Source organism: Mesorhizobium carmichaelinearum (assembly GCF_900199455.1).
In the GTDB taxonomy this organism is placed as follows: domain Bacteria; phylum Pseudomonadota; class Alphaproteobacteria; order Rhizobiales; family Rhizobiaceae; genus Mesorhizobium; species Mesorhizobium carmichaelinearum.
On sequence record NZ_FZQR01000003.1, the window covers coordinates 580001 to 595174 of the forward strand.

Annotated in this window: 11 protein-coding genes (1 of these 11 running past the window's edge); 2 read left to right on the forward strand and 9 right to left on the reverse strand. The window is 63.9% G+C overall.

What is annotated here, in order from left to right:
• Nucleotides 1-898, forward strand: partial view of a M23 family metallopeptidase gene (locus tag CKW40_RS09475; RefSeq protein ID WP_179297891.1) — the final stretch only. Its footprint begins 1073 nt before the window's first position; the window shows 898 of its 1971 coding nt (coding positions 1074-1971); the start codon falls outside the window, past its left edge; the stop codon is at nt 896-898.
• Nucleotides 899-924: 26 nt separating this feature from the next.
• On the opposite strand, the gene CKW40_RS09480 is transcribed toward CKW40_RS09475, so the two are convergent.
• Nucleotides 925-2499, reverse strand: a complete 1575-nt coding sequence (locus CKW40_RS09480; RefSeq protein ID WP_095199639.1) for an MFS transporter — start codon at nt 2497-2499, stop codon at nt 925-927.
• Nucleotides 2500-2652: 153 nt separating this feature from the next.
• On the opposite strand from CKW40_RS09480, the gene CKW40_RS09485 reads away from it, so the two are divergent.
• Nucleotides 2653-3285 (forward strand): TMEM175 family protein, encoded by a 633-nt coding sequence (locus CKW40_RS09485; protein ID WP_095199640.1) that lies wholly within the window; start codon nt 2653-2655, stop codon nt 3283-3285.
• On the opposite strand, the gene CKW40_RS09490 is transcribed toward CKW40_RS09485, so the two are convergent.
• The 8 genes from CKW40_RS09490 to CKW40_RS09525 form a co-directional block, all read right to left on the reverse strand.
• Nucleotides 3259-4776, reverse strand: a complete 1518-nt coding sequence (locus CKW40_RS09490) for a L,D-transpeptidase family protein (RefSeq protein WP_095199752.1) — start codon at nt 4774-4776, stop codon at nt 3259-3261. The two genes, CKW40_RS09485 and CKW40_RS09490, sit on opposite strands and share 27 nt — an antisense overlap.
• A 148-nt stretch (nt 4777-4924) precedes the next feature.
• Nucleotides 4925-5287, reverse strand: coding sequence for an MmcQ/YjbR family DNA-binding protein (locus CKW40_RS09495; protein ID WP_095199641.1), 363 nt, complete (start codon nt 5285-5287; stop codon nt 4925-4927).
• Nucleotides 5288-5345: 58 nt separating this feature from the next.
• Nucleotides 5346-7952, reverse strand: coding sequence for an ATP-dependent chaperone ClpB (clpB, locus tag CKW40_RS09500; RefSeq protein WP_095199642.1), 2607 nt, complete (start codon nt 7950-7952; stop codon nt 5346-5348).
• 222 nt (nt 7953-8174) lie between these two features.
• Nucleotides 8175-9134 (reverse strand): DUF4167 domain-containing protein, encoded by a 960-nt coding sequence (locus CKW40_RS09505; protein ID WP_095199643.1) that lies wholly within the window; start codon nt 9132-9134, stop codon nt 8175-8177.
• 310 nt (nt 9135-9444) lie between these two features.
• Complete coding sequence (gene prmC / locus CKW40_RS09510) at nt 9445-10314, reverse strand: peptide chain release factor N(5)-glutamine methyltransferase (RefSeq protein ID WP_095199644.1); 870 nt, start codon at nt 10312-10314, stop codon at nt 9445-9447.
• A complete protein-coding gene (gene prfA, locus CKW40_RS09515) occupies nt 10307-11386 on the reverse strand; it encodes a peptide chain release factor 1 (RefSeq protein ID WP_095199645.1) in 1080 nt (359 codons plus the stop codon). The genes prmC and prfA overlap by 8 nt, the downstream gene beginning before the upstream one ends.
• Nucleotides 11387-11397: 11 nt before the next feature.
• Nucleotides 11398-13668, reverse strand: a complete 2271-nt coding sequence (gene ptsP / locus CKW40_RS09520; RefSeq protein WP_095199646.1) for a phosphoenolpyruvate--protein phosphotransferase — start codon at nt 13666-13668, stop codon at nt 11398-11400.
• Nucleotides 13669-13749: 81 nt separating this feature from the next.
• Nucleotides 13750-15003 (reverse strand): aspartate kinase, encoded by a 1254-nt coding sequence (locus CKW40_RS09525; protein WP_010911671.1) that lies wholly within the window; start codon nt 15001-15003, stop codon nt 13750-13752.
• Between the last annotated feature and the right edge of the window lie 171 nt (nt 15004-15174).

Genomic DNA, 15174 nt, shown 5'->3' on the forward strand with positions numbered 1-15174 from the left:
GGCGCAGGAGCCGGAGCCGAATCCCGAACTTTTGACGGCGTTCGATGATTCGTCCGCACCGGTGGTGGTGCGCGGCAACCTGCCCAACGTCTATGACGGCATCTACCGCACCGCCTATTCCTACGGCATGTCGAAGAAGATGACCCAGCGGCTGATCAAGCTGCTGGCGTCTGGCGTCGACTTCCAGTCGCGACTCAATCCGTCGGATCGCCTCGAAGTGCTGTTCTCTCAGCCCGACGGCGACGACCAGACGTCAGACGATTCCGAACTTCTCTATGTCTCGGCGACCTTCGGCGGCACGACGCGCAACTTCTATCGCTTCCAGATGCAGGACGGCAGCACCGACTATTTCGACGAGGATGGCTCGAGCGCCGAGCAGTTTCTGCTGCGCAACCCACTGCCCAACGGGAGATTCACCTCCGGCTTTGGTGCGCGCAAGCATCCTATCCTCGGCTACGTCCGCATGCACACAGGCACCGATTGGGCCGCCCCGATCGGATCGCCGATCATCGCCGCCGGCAATGGTGTCGTCGAGAAAGCCGGCTGGGCCGGCGGCTATGGCAAGCAGATCATACTGCGCCATGCCAATGGCTACGAGACCTCATACAATCACCAGAGCGCCTTTGCCAAAGGCATCGCGCCGGGCGTCCATGTTCGCCAGGGCCAGGTCATTGGCTATCTCGGCCAGACCGGTCTCTCCACAGGTCCTCACCTCCACTACGAGCTGATCGTCAACGGCACCAAGGTCGATTCGATGCGTGTCCGTCTGCCGGTCGGCAAGGTGCTGAAGGGCGACGACCTCGTCGCCTTCAAGCGCGAGCGCGAGCGCATCGACGACCTGCTGAAGCAGGAAGATGGCAATTCGCTGAAGGTTGCCAGCGCCAAGATCGAAGGCTGACCCTCGACCGATCCGGCATGGACGAATCAGCGTCGCGACGAATCATCAGACGATTCATCGGTGCGGCGCGGCCAGGGCAGTGCCCGACCCGAAACGGTCATCCAGGCGATGATTGCGGCAAGCAGGCAGAGCACAGCGGTCGTCAAGGATATGGCTGAAAAAGCCGCGTCGCTGGCGGCAAGCCGCGTTGCCTCAAGTTCGGGCGGCAGGCCTGTCGATACTGGTTCGCCAAAACCCGGAATGCCCGGCCTGACGCTGGTGTCGAGCATCGTCGAATAGACCCAGGCCGCCAGCGATCCCATTGCCGCCACCGCGATCAAGCCGGCAATGCGCGAGACGGCATTGTTGATGCCGGAGGCGGCCCCCGTATCCTTGTCTTCCACCGCCGTCATGATCGCGGTCGACAGCGGTGAGACGACCAGCGCCATGCCGAGCCCCATCAGCGCCATCAGCGGAAATGTCCCGGTCCAGAAAAGGTGAATTCCGGCATGGGTGAGCAAGGCAAGTCCGGCGAAGGCGAAAGCCACGATCAGGCTGCCGCAGGCGATCGGGAAACGGGGTCCGATCCGGTCGGAAAGCTGGCCGACCGGACCCGACAAAAGTGCGATCGATGCGGACAGCGGCAGGAAGATGAAGCCGACCTCTGCCGTGCTCAACCCCCAGCCGGCAATCAGCAGCATCGGCAGGTAGAAGAGATTGGCCGAGAGTGCGAAATAGAGGAAGAAGGTCGCGACATTGACGCCGGCGAAGGCGCGGATTCTAAACAGACTGAGGTCGATCATCGGCTCGCGCTGCCACCGCTCGAAGGCGATGAAGGCGACGAGCAGCACAAGACCGGCGACGATGCTCGGCCCCGACATATGCCCCCCACCCTCGGCGCTCATCGAGGTCAGCCCATAGGCCAGCGCTCCGAATGCCAGCGTCGCCAGCACCCCGCCGCCGAGGTCTAAGCTTCGCCTTTCCGTCGCCGTGTCGGCCGGAACCCTGGTCAGCAGAAGATAGATCGACAGCAGTCCAAGCGGCAGGTTGACGGCGAAGATCGCCCGCCAGATGCCGTCGCCGAAAGTCGACAGGACGAAGCCACCCAGCACTGGCCCGAGCGCCGTCGTCAGCGCCGAGGCGGCGGCCCAGATGCCGATCGCCCGGCCGCGTTCTTTTTTCGGATAGGCCTTGGCGATGATGGCGAGGCTGCCCGGCACCATGATCGCCGCACCAATGCCCTGAAGGGCGCGAAACGCGATCAGCACGACAGCATTCGGCGCGAGCGCACAGGCGAGCGAGGCTGCGACGAACAGCACAATGCCGGCCACGAAGGCGCGGCGCAGCCCGAACCGGTCGCCGGCGGCCCCGCCGGCCAGGATCAGCGCCGACAACGTCAACGCATAGGCATTGGAAATCCACTGCGCCTCGGCAAGGCTGGCACCGAGGTTGACGCGGATCGCCGGCATGGCGATGGCCAGGATGGAACCATCGATGAAGCCGAGCGCCGAGGCCAGGATCGCCGCGATCAATACGAACCGCCGCTGCGATTGCGAACAGAAGGTGCCGTTCGTGACTGGACTGATCAGCGGGACTGCGGCGGCTTCATCGGGCGAATGCATGGCACTCTGCTTAGACCGCCGCTGTGCGGGCAACAACCAGCCAGCAGCCTGCAGTCCTTGAAACCAGCCATATTGCCAGGAGAGATCCTATCGGGATGCAAATCGCGGAAGCCATGCTAAGTTTTCCGGAACTCGGCAGGCGGGGAGAAATCAATGAAGCGTCCACTTGAAGCTTCGCCAGAAGGACGCGGCCGCATTGTCGGCATCACCGACGGCGTCTTTGCCATCGCGCTCACGCTCATCGTGCTCGAGATCAGGGTGCCGGCGCATGAGGTTGTTCATTCCGAGCGCGATCTGCTTGTCGCCATCGCGGCACTCGCCCCACGCTTCCTGACCTATGCCTTGAGTTTCCTGACGCTGACAATCTTCTGGTTCGGCCAGCAGGCGCAGCATGGGCTGATCGCCAAATCCGACAGGCGGCTCGCCACACTGAACCTCTGCTTTCTCGCCTTCATCGCGCTCTTGCCGTTCTCGACCGACCTTCTGGCGGACTTCCTCGAATTCAGGACCGCGGTGCTGGTCTATTGGCTCAACCTGCTGATGCTCGGCGTCACCCTGTTCGCCAGCTGGCGCTATGCCGAGAAGAACGGCTTTGTCGCGGAGGACGTCGACGCTGAAACGACGCGCACGGTCTATCAGCGCATCGTCAAGGCGCAGATCCTGTGGGCGATCGGTGCCGCACTGTGCCTGATCAACCCGTTGCTCAGCGTCGTCTTTATCCTGGCGGTGCAGCTGATCTATGCCGCTGCGCCGCGCGGTTCATTGCTGCGCAACGTCATCGGCTGAAGGTCCGCCGACGAACTCCACGGTGACGCCTGGCGACACCAGCTTGGCGAGTTCGCGCGCGTCCCAATTGGTCAGGCGCACGCAGCCATGGCTTTCGGTCTTGCCGATCTTCGACGGCTCGGGCGTTCCGTGGATGCCGTAGGTCGGCTTGTCCAGGGCGATCCAGACCGACCCGACAGGTCCGTTGGGGCCTGGCGGAATGGTCAGGATCTTGTCGTTCTGGCCCTGCTTGAAATTGATGTTCGGGTTGTAGGTGTAGTTCGGGTCGAGCGCGATGCGCGATACGGCGTGGATACCGGTGGGCGACGGCGTATCGGCCGAGCCGATGGTGGCGGGATAGGCTGCGACCAGCTTGCCGCCCGCATCGTAGGCGTACACTTCCTTCTTGGTCTTGTCGGCGACGATGCGCGCGACCGGTGTCGAGACCAGCTTGCCGAAATTGGCGACCTTGATGATCGTGCCGGGGGTATCGAAGTCGAGGCCCTTGTTGATCGACTTCAGATAGTTCTCGTCCATGTGGAAGCGCTCCGCCAGCGCCTCGGTGACAGAGGTGTAGCACATGCAGTTGAGCTGCGCCTTCTGGCTGTAGTCTTCCGGGATCGAGGCGACATAGGGGCCGGCCGCATCCTCCGCAGTGATGGTGTAACTGGCGAAAGCATCGCCGCCGGATTGCGCGAGTGCCGCCTGGATGCCGACCGAGTCGGTCGACTTCAGATTGCTGCCGGTGATCTCATTATAGGCGGCCAAAGCCTTATCGACGTTCGAGCCGAAGCGCCCGTCGATCACGCCTGGCGAAGCGCCACCACGGTCGAGCAGCACCTGCAGCGCTGCGACATCCTGGCGGGCTCCCAGCGTAAGCGACGGATCGACGGCGGCCTTGCCGCCAGTGTCCGGCGGCAGGGACGACTGCGTCTCCGGATTGGCCTGCTGCACGTCCGGCTGCGCTTGATCGATCGAAGCCTCGTTCAGCGGCTGGCGCTTGATGGTGCCCGGCTTTGCCGGCGGCGGCGCATCCGGATAGGTGTTGTCGTAGCTGCCGTCGTCCTGCGGCGCCGGCGGATAGGCGTCGACGGAGTTGTCGCCGTAAGGGTCGGACTCATCCACCGGCGGCGGGATGACCCGGCCTTCCTCTTCCAGCTGCTTGCGGCGGAACCGCGCCATGTCTTCCGGATCGTCGAGATAGTAGCGATCATCATCGGCGGGAGCCCGGCCCAACTCGCGCAGCCTTGTCTCGCGGCGCAGCGCACGACGGTCGAGCCGTGTCCCCGGCGGCTGGATGGCGATGACCTTGCCGGTATCGGCATCGACGATGACCCGGTTGCCGCGGGCGTCGTAGTAGATGTCCAGATTTCCGTCCTGGGCAACGAGAATGCCGCCATCATCGGCAGCGCGGACAACCCTTGGTGCATTGTCCCGCGTCGGCGCGGCAAGCGCGGCAGAAGACACAAGCCCGGCGGCAAGCGCCGAAAGGGCAAAGATCGTGCGGAACATTGTGGCCAAACTCTCCGGTCCGTAATTGCCGCCGCCCGGCATTGTTCTGGGCGAACCCCTTCGCCAGCAAACCAGTTAACCCACCATATGGTTCCAACATGAACCGGGCATGAAGATGGCGGTTTTCCGGCGCATCGACGAATACTAGCTAGCTTGCGAGCCCCAATTCCTTGCGCGCCTGCTTGGTCAGCTTCACGGCGACAAGGCGATGGCTCTCGCGCAAATAGTCCTTCAGCGCAGCATCATCCATGCTCTGGCTTGTCCGACGCTGGATCCATGTCATGCCGCGCGAGGCAAGATAGGGCGCGGGCCGCAGGCCCGGCTGTTCCTTCAGCACATCATAGGCGATGTCGGAACATTTGAAGGTGACGAAGAGCTGCTGGCCCTGGTCCCAGCCGCCGATCGCAAACACCTTGGTCCCGACCTTCCAGACATGGGCGCCGCCCCACTGGACGACGTGGTTTGTGGCGGGCAGTGAGGCGCAGAAGCCGTTGTAGTCGTCCAGCGTCATCCGCCCCACCCTCAATATGAAAACGCCGCGCGTCCAGGGCGGACGCGCGGCGTTGAAATCAGGCCGCCGCTTCGGTCGCGACGACTGTCGGCTTCGAGCGGAAGTTCAGCCGGTCGGAGCCGGACGTGACCCTGACGGTCGAGCCGTCGAGAATCTCGCCGAGCAGGATCTTCTCCGCCAGCGGGTCCTGCAGTTCCTTCTGCATCACCCGCTTCAGCGGCCGCGCGCCATAGGCCGGGTCGTAGCCCTTGGCCGCCAGCCACTCGATCGCCTCATGATCCAGCGACAGCGTGATCTTGCGATCGACAAGCAGGCTTTCCAGCCGCTTGAGCTGGATCTCGACGATGCGGTCCATATCCTTGCGGCGCAGCCGGTGGAACAGGATCACCTCGTCGACGCGGTTGAGGAATTCTGGCCGGAACGATGCCTTGACCACATTCATCACCTCGTCGCGCACGGCGTCGACATCCTGGTCCTCGCCGAGATTGACCAGATATTCGGCGCCGAGGTTCGACGTCATGATGATCAGCGTGTTGCGGAAGTCGACCGTGCGGCCCTGCCCGTCGGTCAACCGGCCGTCATCGAGCACCTGCAACAGCACGTTGAAGACATCGGGATGTGCCTTCTCGATCTCGTCGAACAGCACGACCTGATAGGGCCGGCGCCGCACCGCTTCGGTGAGCGCACCGCCCTCCTCATAGCCGACATAGCCGGGAGGCGCGCCGATCAGCCGGGCGACCGAGTGCTTCTCCATGAACTCCGACATGTCGATGCGCACCATGGCGCTGTCGTCGTCGAACAGGAAGCTTGCCAGCGCCTTGGTCAGTTCGGTCTTGCCGACGCCCGTCGGCCCGAGGAAGATGAACGAGCCGATCGGCCGGTTCGGATCCTGCAGACCGGCACGGGCTCGCCGCACCGCCTTGGAAACGGCTTGCACCGCTTCGCCCTGGCCGACGACGCGCTTGCCGATCTCGTCTTCCATGCGCAGCAGCTTGTCGCGTTCGCCCTGCAGCATCTTGTCGACCGGAATGCCGGTCCAGCGCGAGACGATATGGGCGACGTGGTCGGGGGTGACCACCTCCTCGACCATGCCGACCTTACCGTCCTGGGCTTCGGCTTCCTTGAGCTTCTTTTCCAGTTCCGGGATCTTGCCATAGGCAAGCTCGCCGGCGCGCTGGAATTCACCCTTGCGCTGGGCAATGGCAAGGTCGTTGCGCGCCTCGTCGAGCTGTTTCTTCAAGTCGGCGGCGAGCCCGAGTTTCTGCTTCTCGGCCTGCCACTTGGCGGTGATCTCGGTCGATTCCTCCTCGAGGCCGACAAGCTCCTTTTCCAGGCGGGCGAGCCGGTCCTTCGAGGCCTCATCCGTCTCGACCTTCAGCGCCTCGCGCTCGATCTTGAGCTGCATGATGCGGCGGTCGATCTCGTCCAGCGCCTCGGGCTTGGAATCGACCTGCATCCTGAGCCGCGACGCGGCTTCGTCTACGAGGTCGATCGCCTTGTCCGGCAGGAAGCGGTCGGCGATGTAGCGGTTGGACAGCGTCGCCGCCGCCACCAGCGCCGAGTCGGAGATACGCACCTTGTGATGCTGCTCGTACTTTTCCTTCAGGCCGCGCAGGATCGAGACGGTGTCCTCCACCGTCGGCTCGTCAACGAAGACCGGTTGGAAGCGGCGGGCAAGGGCCGGATCCTTCTCGACATGTTTTCTGTACTCGTCGAGCGTGGTCGCGCCGACGCAGTGCAATTCGCCGCGCGCCAGCGCCGGCTTCAGCAGGTTCGACGCATCCATGGCGCCATCCGCCTTGCCGGCACCGACCAGCGTGTGCATCTCGTCGATGAACAGGATGATGTTGCCATTGGCCGAGGTGACTTCGGAGAGCACGGCCTTCAGCCGCTCCTCGAATTCGCCGCGATATTTGGCACCGGCGATCAGCGCGCCCATATCGAGCGCCATCAGCTGCTTGTCCTTCAGCGATTCCGGCACGTCACCATTGACGATGCGCAGCGCCAGGCCTTCGGCGATCGCCGTCTTGCCGACGCCCGGCTCGCCGATCAGCACCGGATTGTTCTTGGTGCGCCGCGACAGCACCTGGATGGTGCGGCGGATCTCGTCGTCGCGGCCAATCACGGGGTCCAGCTTGCCCGCGCGGGCATCGGCCGTCAGATCGCGCGCGTATTTCTTCAGCGCATCATAGCCCTGCTCGGCGCTCGCCGAATCGGCGGTGCGGCCTTTGCGGACATCGTTGATGACCTGGTTCAGCGCCTGCGCGGTGACGCCGGCCTTGGCCAGGATGTCGGCGGTCTTGGCCGACTTTTCCATGGTGAGCGCCTGCAGCAGCCGCTCGACCGTGACGAAGCTGTCGCCGGCCTTCTTGGCCAGTTCTTCGGCGGTAGAGAACACCTTGGCCAGCGGCTGCGCCAGATAGAGCTGGCCATTGCCGCCTTCGACTTTCGGCATCGCCTCGAGCGCCGTCTCGACGCCGAGCTTGACGTCGCGGACATTGCCGCCGGCGCGCTCGATCAGCGAGGCGGCGAGACCCTCGTCATCGTCGACGAGAACCTTCAAAATGTGTTCGGGGGTGAATTGCTGGTGGTTGCGGGAGAGCGCCATGGTCTGCGCGGACTGGATAAAGCCGCGCACGCGCTCGGAGTATTTCTCAAGGTTCATATCTGTCTCCTTCCGTCACCGGCCCGCTTTGCGGCACCGGATCAGATTGCGGTGACGGACCCGCCCATTCGAGCCGGATCCTGTTTCAGCCGAGATATGGTGCATGCACCCCGGACCCTCAAGACGTCAGGGTATCGGCAAATGCATAATATTCCACGTCAGCCCAAAACGAAAACGGCGGAGATTTCTCCCCGCCGTTCAACGTCTTGAAATGCTGTGCGATCAGTTGTCGATGTCGACAATCACCGGTTCGGCATTGCCGCTGTCGGCAGGCGCCGCTGCCACCTCGCCGGCATCCGCATTGTCGCTGCCGCTATCGACCTGGTCGGCATTGGTGCGCGGACGGCGCGGACGGCGCGGGCGACGGGCAGCACCGCTCTCGGCGGCCGCCTCGTTAAGCTCTGCCTGGGCGGCAAGAGCCGCCGGCGAAAAGCTCTCGAACAGCGGAGCCGGCGCGGCTGCCGCAACGGTCTCGACCGGCAAACCTGGCTCTAGCTGTACCTCTGCCTGTGCGTCTGCTTGGACTGGGGTCTCGTTGCGCTGCTGCTGGCCACCTTGATCGGAGGACGAAGCAAAGTCGCGCTGGCCGTTCTGGCCGTAGCCGCCATTGGGGCGACGATCACGATGGCGCCCACCATTGTTGTCGCGGCCGTTGTTGCGCCCGCCATTGTTGTCGCGCCCGCCATTGTCTCGGTTGTCGCGACCGCTCTCCCGGTTCAGCGCGACCTCGGCCGGCATGCCTTCGATGACCGGCTGCGGACCAGCGCCATGATTGGCCACCGGGATCTGAGCATCGGAAACATTGTTGCTGTTGCCGGAATTGTCGAAGTCATCACGATCCTCGTCGCCGTCATCGTCGAAATCGTCGCGATTCTGTTGCGTATTCTGGATCGGCATCTGCGCCTGCGCGGCGGCAATGATGCGATTGTAGTGTTCTGCATGCTGGAGGTAGTTCTCCGCCATGACCCGGTCGCCGGAGCTTTGCGCGTCACGGGCCAAGGTGGCGTATTTTTCGGCGATCTGCTGAGCCGATCCACGGATCTTCACGTCCGGGCCGTTGCTCTCGTAGTTGCGCGTCAGGGGATTCGGGCCCTTGCGGTTGTTGTTGTTATTGTTGTTGCCACCGCCGCCGCCATTGTTGTTGCGACCGCGCATGCGCCTGTTCTGCTGTTGTGGCCTCATTCGACTCTCTTCATCTTGAAATTTTCGAAAACTCGCTACGAACGGAGGCGCTCATGCAGCCAGCCGTTTCGTTTCTTCACCGGCGTTCGCCCGCATCAATTGCGTTGGCGCCACGTGCCATCCTGTTCCGGTTACATCACTTGCCGGACGATTCCCGCACGAAGCTTGGGCGTCGTTTGCGCAAGAAGGCAGCTATTTCCAAGGAGGACCGAATCGCTAAGAGCACTGCCTGCTTCGTCTCATCCGGTTGAGGCGACCCTAGCCGCATTCCCCGGTATTGCCAAGCGGTTTTTTCGCACTGCGTCAAGGCTTATCCCCATTGAAAGACAAGAACCCTGTCGTTTCCGCCGAGATCACGCAAAGCAGCAGCCGATGCATAACCAGCCGCCCTGAATATATCCGTAACCTCATCGCGTTGCGTGTGGCCGATCTCGACCGCAATCCTGCTTTCGGCTTCAAGAAACCGTGCCGCCCCGGCGGCAATGATCCTGTAGGGGTTCAGCCCATCCACGCCGCCATCCAGGGCCAGGCGTGGGTCGAAATCGCGGACCTCGTCCTGCAGATTTCCAATATCTCTGGAAGGTATATAGGGAGGGTTTGCGGCAATTACATGGTATCGGCCGGAAACTTTTTCGAACCAGTCCGACTGCACCGCCGTGAACCGATCGCCAAGTCCGAGTTCCCCGGCATTGCGGGCCGCGGTTGCCAGCGCGCCGGCAGCAATATCGACGCCGGTCGCGGTCGCGGCAGGCTCTGCGCTCAGCAGCGCCAGCGCGATGGCGCCGGTGCCGGTGCCGAGATCAAGGATGCGGCAGGCGCCCTCCCGGGTGGCCATTGCCTTGACGAAGGGCAGCACCGCCTCGACCAGCGTTTCGGTATCCGGCCGCGGTTCCAGCGTTTCCGGCGACAGTGACAGGCGCAAACCGTAGAATTCGCGGTAGCCGAGGATGCGATGCACCGGTTCGCCACCGGCTCGCCGTCTCAGCGCGGCGTCGATCGCGGCGATGGCTGTTCTGCCGACCCTGCGTTCAGGGTCGGCAATGGCCTGCGTGCGCGTCGTACCGGAAAAATGTTCGACGATCAGCCGCGCATCGAGCGCCGGATCATCGACCGCGGCCGCAAGCCTGGCCCGCGCCTCCCGCAGCAGCGGCCCCAGCGCCTCGGGCAGAGGGTCAGCCATCAAGGCCGATATCGGCCAGCAGCTTCGACTGGTGATCGGCGATCAGCGCATCGACGACTTCGTCGAGCTCGCCCATCATCACCCGGTCGAGCTTGTAGAGCGTCAGGTTGATGCGATGGTCGGTGACGCGGCCTTGCGGGAAATTATAGGTGCGGATGCGCTCCGAGCGGTCGCCGGAACCGACCTGCGACTTGCGTGATTCGGAACGTTCCTCATCCGCCTTGCTGCGCTCGAGATCATAGAGCCGGGCGCGCAGGATCTGCATGGCCTTCGCCCGGTTCTGGTGCTGCGACTTCTCCGCCTGCACCACCATGATGCCGGTCGGCAAATGGGTGATGCGGACCGCCGAATCGGTGGTGTTGACGTGCTGGCCGCCGGAGCCCGAGGCACGCATCGTGTCGATGCGGATGTCTTCGGAGCGGATCTCGATGTCGACTTCTTCCGCTTCAGGCAGCACGGCCACCGTTGCCGCTGAGGTATGAATGCGCCCGCTCGCCTCGGTCGCCGGCACGCGCTGCACGCGATGCACGCCGGATTCGAATTTCAGATGGGCAAACACCCCCCGACCGGAAATGGTGGCGATGATTTCCTTGAAGCCACCGGCATCACCGTCGCTGGCTGACACGGTCTCGAACCGCCAGCCGCGCTCGGCGGCATAGCGCTCATACATGCGAAACAGGTCGCCGGCGAAAAGGGCCGCTTCATCGCCGCCGGTGCCGGCACGGATTTCGAGGATGGCGTTCTTGTCGTCGGCGGCATCCCTAGGCAACAGAAGGACCTGAATGTCCTTCTGCAGCGCCTCGATGCGCCCCTCCACCCCGGGCAAGTCGGCTTCGGCGAGCGCCCGCATCTCGGCATCGGTGCCCTTGTCGGCGAGCATCGCTTCGAGGTCGGCCTGCTCATGCTCGGCCGAGCGCAATTCCCTGACCTTGGCCACCATGTCCTGCAGCTCGGCATATTCCGACGCCATCTTCACATAGGCATCCGGCGCCGGGCCGGCCGACATCTGCGCTTCGAGCATCTCGAAACGCTTGACGACTTGATCCATACGATCGCGGGGCAAATTGACCATGATGAGGGGGCCTACAACGGGATCGAGCGGTCGTCGGCGAAGGCCTGCAGCAGCGCCCGCATCGGCAGCCCCTGCGCCGGCGCCATCAGATTGTCGTCGAAGAACGCTGTCAGTTCATCCAGCGGCAGTTCCGTCAGCATCGCCTTGACCGGGCCGATCGAGGCCGGCGACATCGAGATCGAACGGAAGCCGAGGCCGATCAGCGCCATCGCCGAGATCGGCTTGCCAGCAAGTTCACCGCACAGCGTCACCGGCGTGTGGTTGCGGATGCCGGCATCGGCGATCTGCTTGAGCACACGCAGGAACGGCGCCGACAGCGTGTCGAAGCGGTTGGCCAGTTGCGTGTTGCCGCGGTCGACCGCCATGACGAACTGAAACAGATCGTTCGAGCCGACCGAGACGAAGTCGACCGCCTTCATCAATTCGTCGAGCTGGAACAGCAGCGACGGCACTTCCAGCATCGCACCCAGCTTGAGACTGGTCGGCAGATGATGGGCAAAGCGCGACAGATGCCGTACCTCGCGGTCGATGATTTCGCGCGCCTGGGCGATCTCGCCGAGCTCGGTCACCATCGGCAGCATCAGCTTGAGCTCGCGCCCGCCGCTGGCCTTCAGCAAGGCGCGGATCTGGGTGCGCAGCAACCCCGGTCGATCGAGCGTCAGCCGGATCGCCCGCCAGCCGAGCGCCGGGTTTTCTTCCTGGATAGCCCCCTTGAAGTAGGGCAGCACCTTGTCACCGCCGATGTCGATGGTGCGGAAGGTGACCGGCTTGCCGCGTGCCGCCTCGAGCACGTCGCGGTAGAGTTTCTCCTGCGCCTCGGCGCGCGGAAAGGTCGAGGCGACCATGAACTGCAATTCGGTGCGGAACAGGCCGATGCCGGCCGCACCCGCCTCGGCCAGCTGCGGCAGGTCGACGGCAAGTCCGGCATTCATCAACAGGTCGACCTGGACGCCGTCCCTGGTCGTCGACGGCTTCTTGCGCAGCCCGCGGTAGACCTCTTGCCGGCGGGCGCGGAACCGCACCTTTTCGGCATAGGCGGCTTCGAGATCGGATTGCGGCCGCAGGTGGATTACGCCTTCTTCGCCGTCGACGATGATGGCATCGCCGTTTTCCGCCATGGAAACGGCGCCCTTCATCTGGCCGGCGACCGGGATGCCCATGGCGCGCGCGACGATGACGACGTGGCTGGTGGCCGCGCCATCCTCGAGCACCAGCCCGCGCATCTTGTCGCGGGGATAGTCGAGCAGTTCGGCCGCGCCCATCGAGCGGGCGACGATGATGGCGTCCTTAGGCAGCGAGGCCGCGACATCCTCTGGCCCGCGTCCCATCAGCTGGCGCAGCAGCCGGTTGGCGAGGTCGTCGAAATCGCTCATCCGCTCGCGCAGATAGGGATCGGTCATGTGCAGCATGCGCGCGCGCATGTCGCTCTGCACCTTTTCCACGGCGGCTTCCGCCGTCAGGCCGTTGCGGATCGCCTCTTCCAGGCGGCGCACCCAGCCACGATCATTGGCGAACATGCGGTAGGCTTCGAGCACCTGGCGATGCTCGCCCTCGAAAGCGACGTCGCGACGCTCCAGCATGTCGTCGATGGAAAGCCTGAGCGAGCCGAGCGAGGTCTCGAGACGCCTGACTTCTTCCTCGCTGTCCTCGTTGAACAGATTGGTGACGACGATGCGCGGCTCGTGCAGCACGACATGGCCAAGCCCGACGCCGTCGTTGAAGGACAGGCCGGTGAAGCTGACAGGCCGGCGCAAATCGAGTTCCAGCCCAGGCCGGGTCAGCCGTGCCAGATCGCCGGTGGCAATCATCTCGGCGATGACCATGGCCGTGGTTTCCAGCGCCTCGACCTCGTCGTCGCGATAATGGCGCATGGTCTTGTTCTGCACGACCAGCACGCCCAACGTCCGCCCTGCCCTCAGCACCGGCACGCCGAGGAAGGAATTGTAGATCTCTTCCCCGGTCTCCGGCAGATAGGCGAAGGCCGGATGTTCCTGCGCGTTGGACAGGTTGAGCGGCCGCGCGCTGGCGGCGATGGTGCCGACCAGGCCTTGTCCGAGTCGCAACTGCGCCAGGTGGACGGCGTTCGGGTTCAGACCCTCGGTGGCGTAGAGTTCGAGCACCGAATCGGCGCGCAGCACATAGAGCGAGCACACTTCCGCAACCATGTTGGACGCGATGTCGCGCACGATCCGGTCAAGCCGCTCCTGCGGCTCCAGCGGCTCTTGCATGAGCTCGCGGAGCCGTTTCAGCAAAACGCGCGGGCCGCTGGCCTGGTCACGCATCGCGGCTTCTTCTCCAATGAAACACTTGCCGGCGCAGTTTCCGCCGCTGCCGGCATGCGCGCAACAACTGATTCAGTCTTGCTACTGCTTATCCAGACCGTAGACGGAATGCAAAGTGCGAACTGCCAGTTCGGTGTACGGACCGTCGATCAGTATCGAAATCTTGATCTCGGAGGTGGTGATGGCGCGGATATTGATCGCCTTGTCGGCCAGCGCCTTGAACGCGGTGGCGGCGACGCCGGCATGGCTCCGCATGCCGATGCCGATGACCGAGACCTTCGACATGCCGGCTTCCGACTGCACGACATCGTAGCCGACCTCGGCCTTCAGCCGGTCGAGCACAGCCAGCGCCTTGTCGACGTCACCCGATGGCACGGTGAAGGTCATGTCGGTGAACTTGCCGTCCTCGGAGATGTTCTGGACGATCATGTCGACATTGATGTTGGCCTCGGCCAGCGGCCCGAAGATGCCGGCGGCGACGCCAGGGCGGTCGCCGACGCGGCGCAGCGAAATCTGGGCCTCGTCCTTGGCGTAGGCAATTCCGGTGACGACCTGCTGTTCCACGATCTCTTCCTCGTCGCAAATGAGCGTTCCCGGGGGATTGAGCAAATCCCCCATTCCGGGCGCATCGGGATCGTCGAAGGACGACCGCACGAAGGTACGCACCCTGTGCACCATGGCAAGCTCGACCGAACGCACCTGCAGAACCTTGGCGCCGAGCGAGGCCATTTCAAGCATTTCCTCGAAGGAGATCTTGGCCAGCCGCCGCGCCTTCGGCTCGATGCGCGGATCGGTGGTGTAAACCCCGTCGACGTCGGTGTAGATGTCGCAACGGTCGGCCTTGACCGCCGCGGCAATGGCGACCGCGCTGGTGTCGGAACCGCCGCGGCCGAGCGTGGCGATCCGATTGTCAGGCCCGATGCCCTGGAAGCCGGCGATGACAGCCACCTGGCCCTCGCCGAAACGCTTGATCAGGAAGGCGCCGTCAATGTCAAGGATGCGCGCCGCGCCATGCGCGTTGTCGGTCTTGATCGGGATCTGCCAGCCCTGCCAGGAGCGCGCATGCACGCCCATGTTCTGCAAGGTGATGGCGAGCAGGCCGGCGGTGACCTGCTCTCCGGAAGCGACAACCGCGTCATATTCGCGTGCGTCATGCATCGGCGAGGCCTCGCGCGTCCAGCCAACCAGCTCGTTGGTCTTGCCGGCCATCGCCGAAACCACCACCGCCACCTCGTGGCCGGCGTCGACCTCGCGTTTGACATGACGCGCCACATTGCGGATGCGGGCGATGTCGGCGACGGAGGTTCCGCCGAATTTCATCACGATACGCGCCATGGAAGCGAAATGCCTTTGACTGAAGCCGGCCCGGAGCCGAAAACGAAGGAAAGCGCCCGGCTGGCGCCGGCCGCTGAATGCGCGGCCTCCTTAGCCAAATGCTTTGTCTTTCGCAAGGCTGGCGGCGGATTGCCGGCTTCAAGAAGACGGATATTGCCTTCCAGGCCGGCG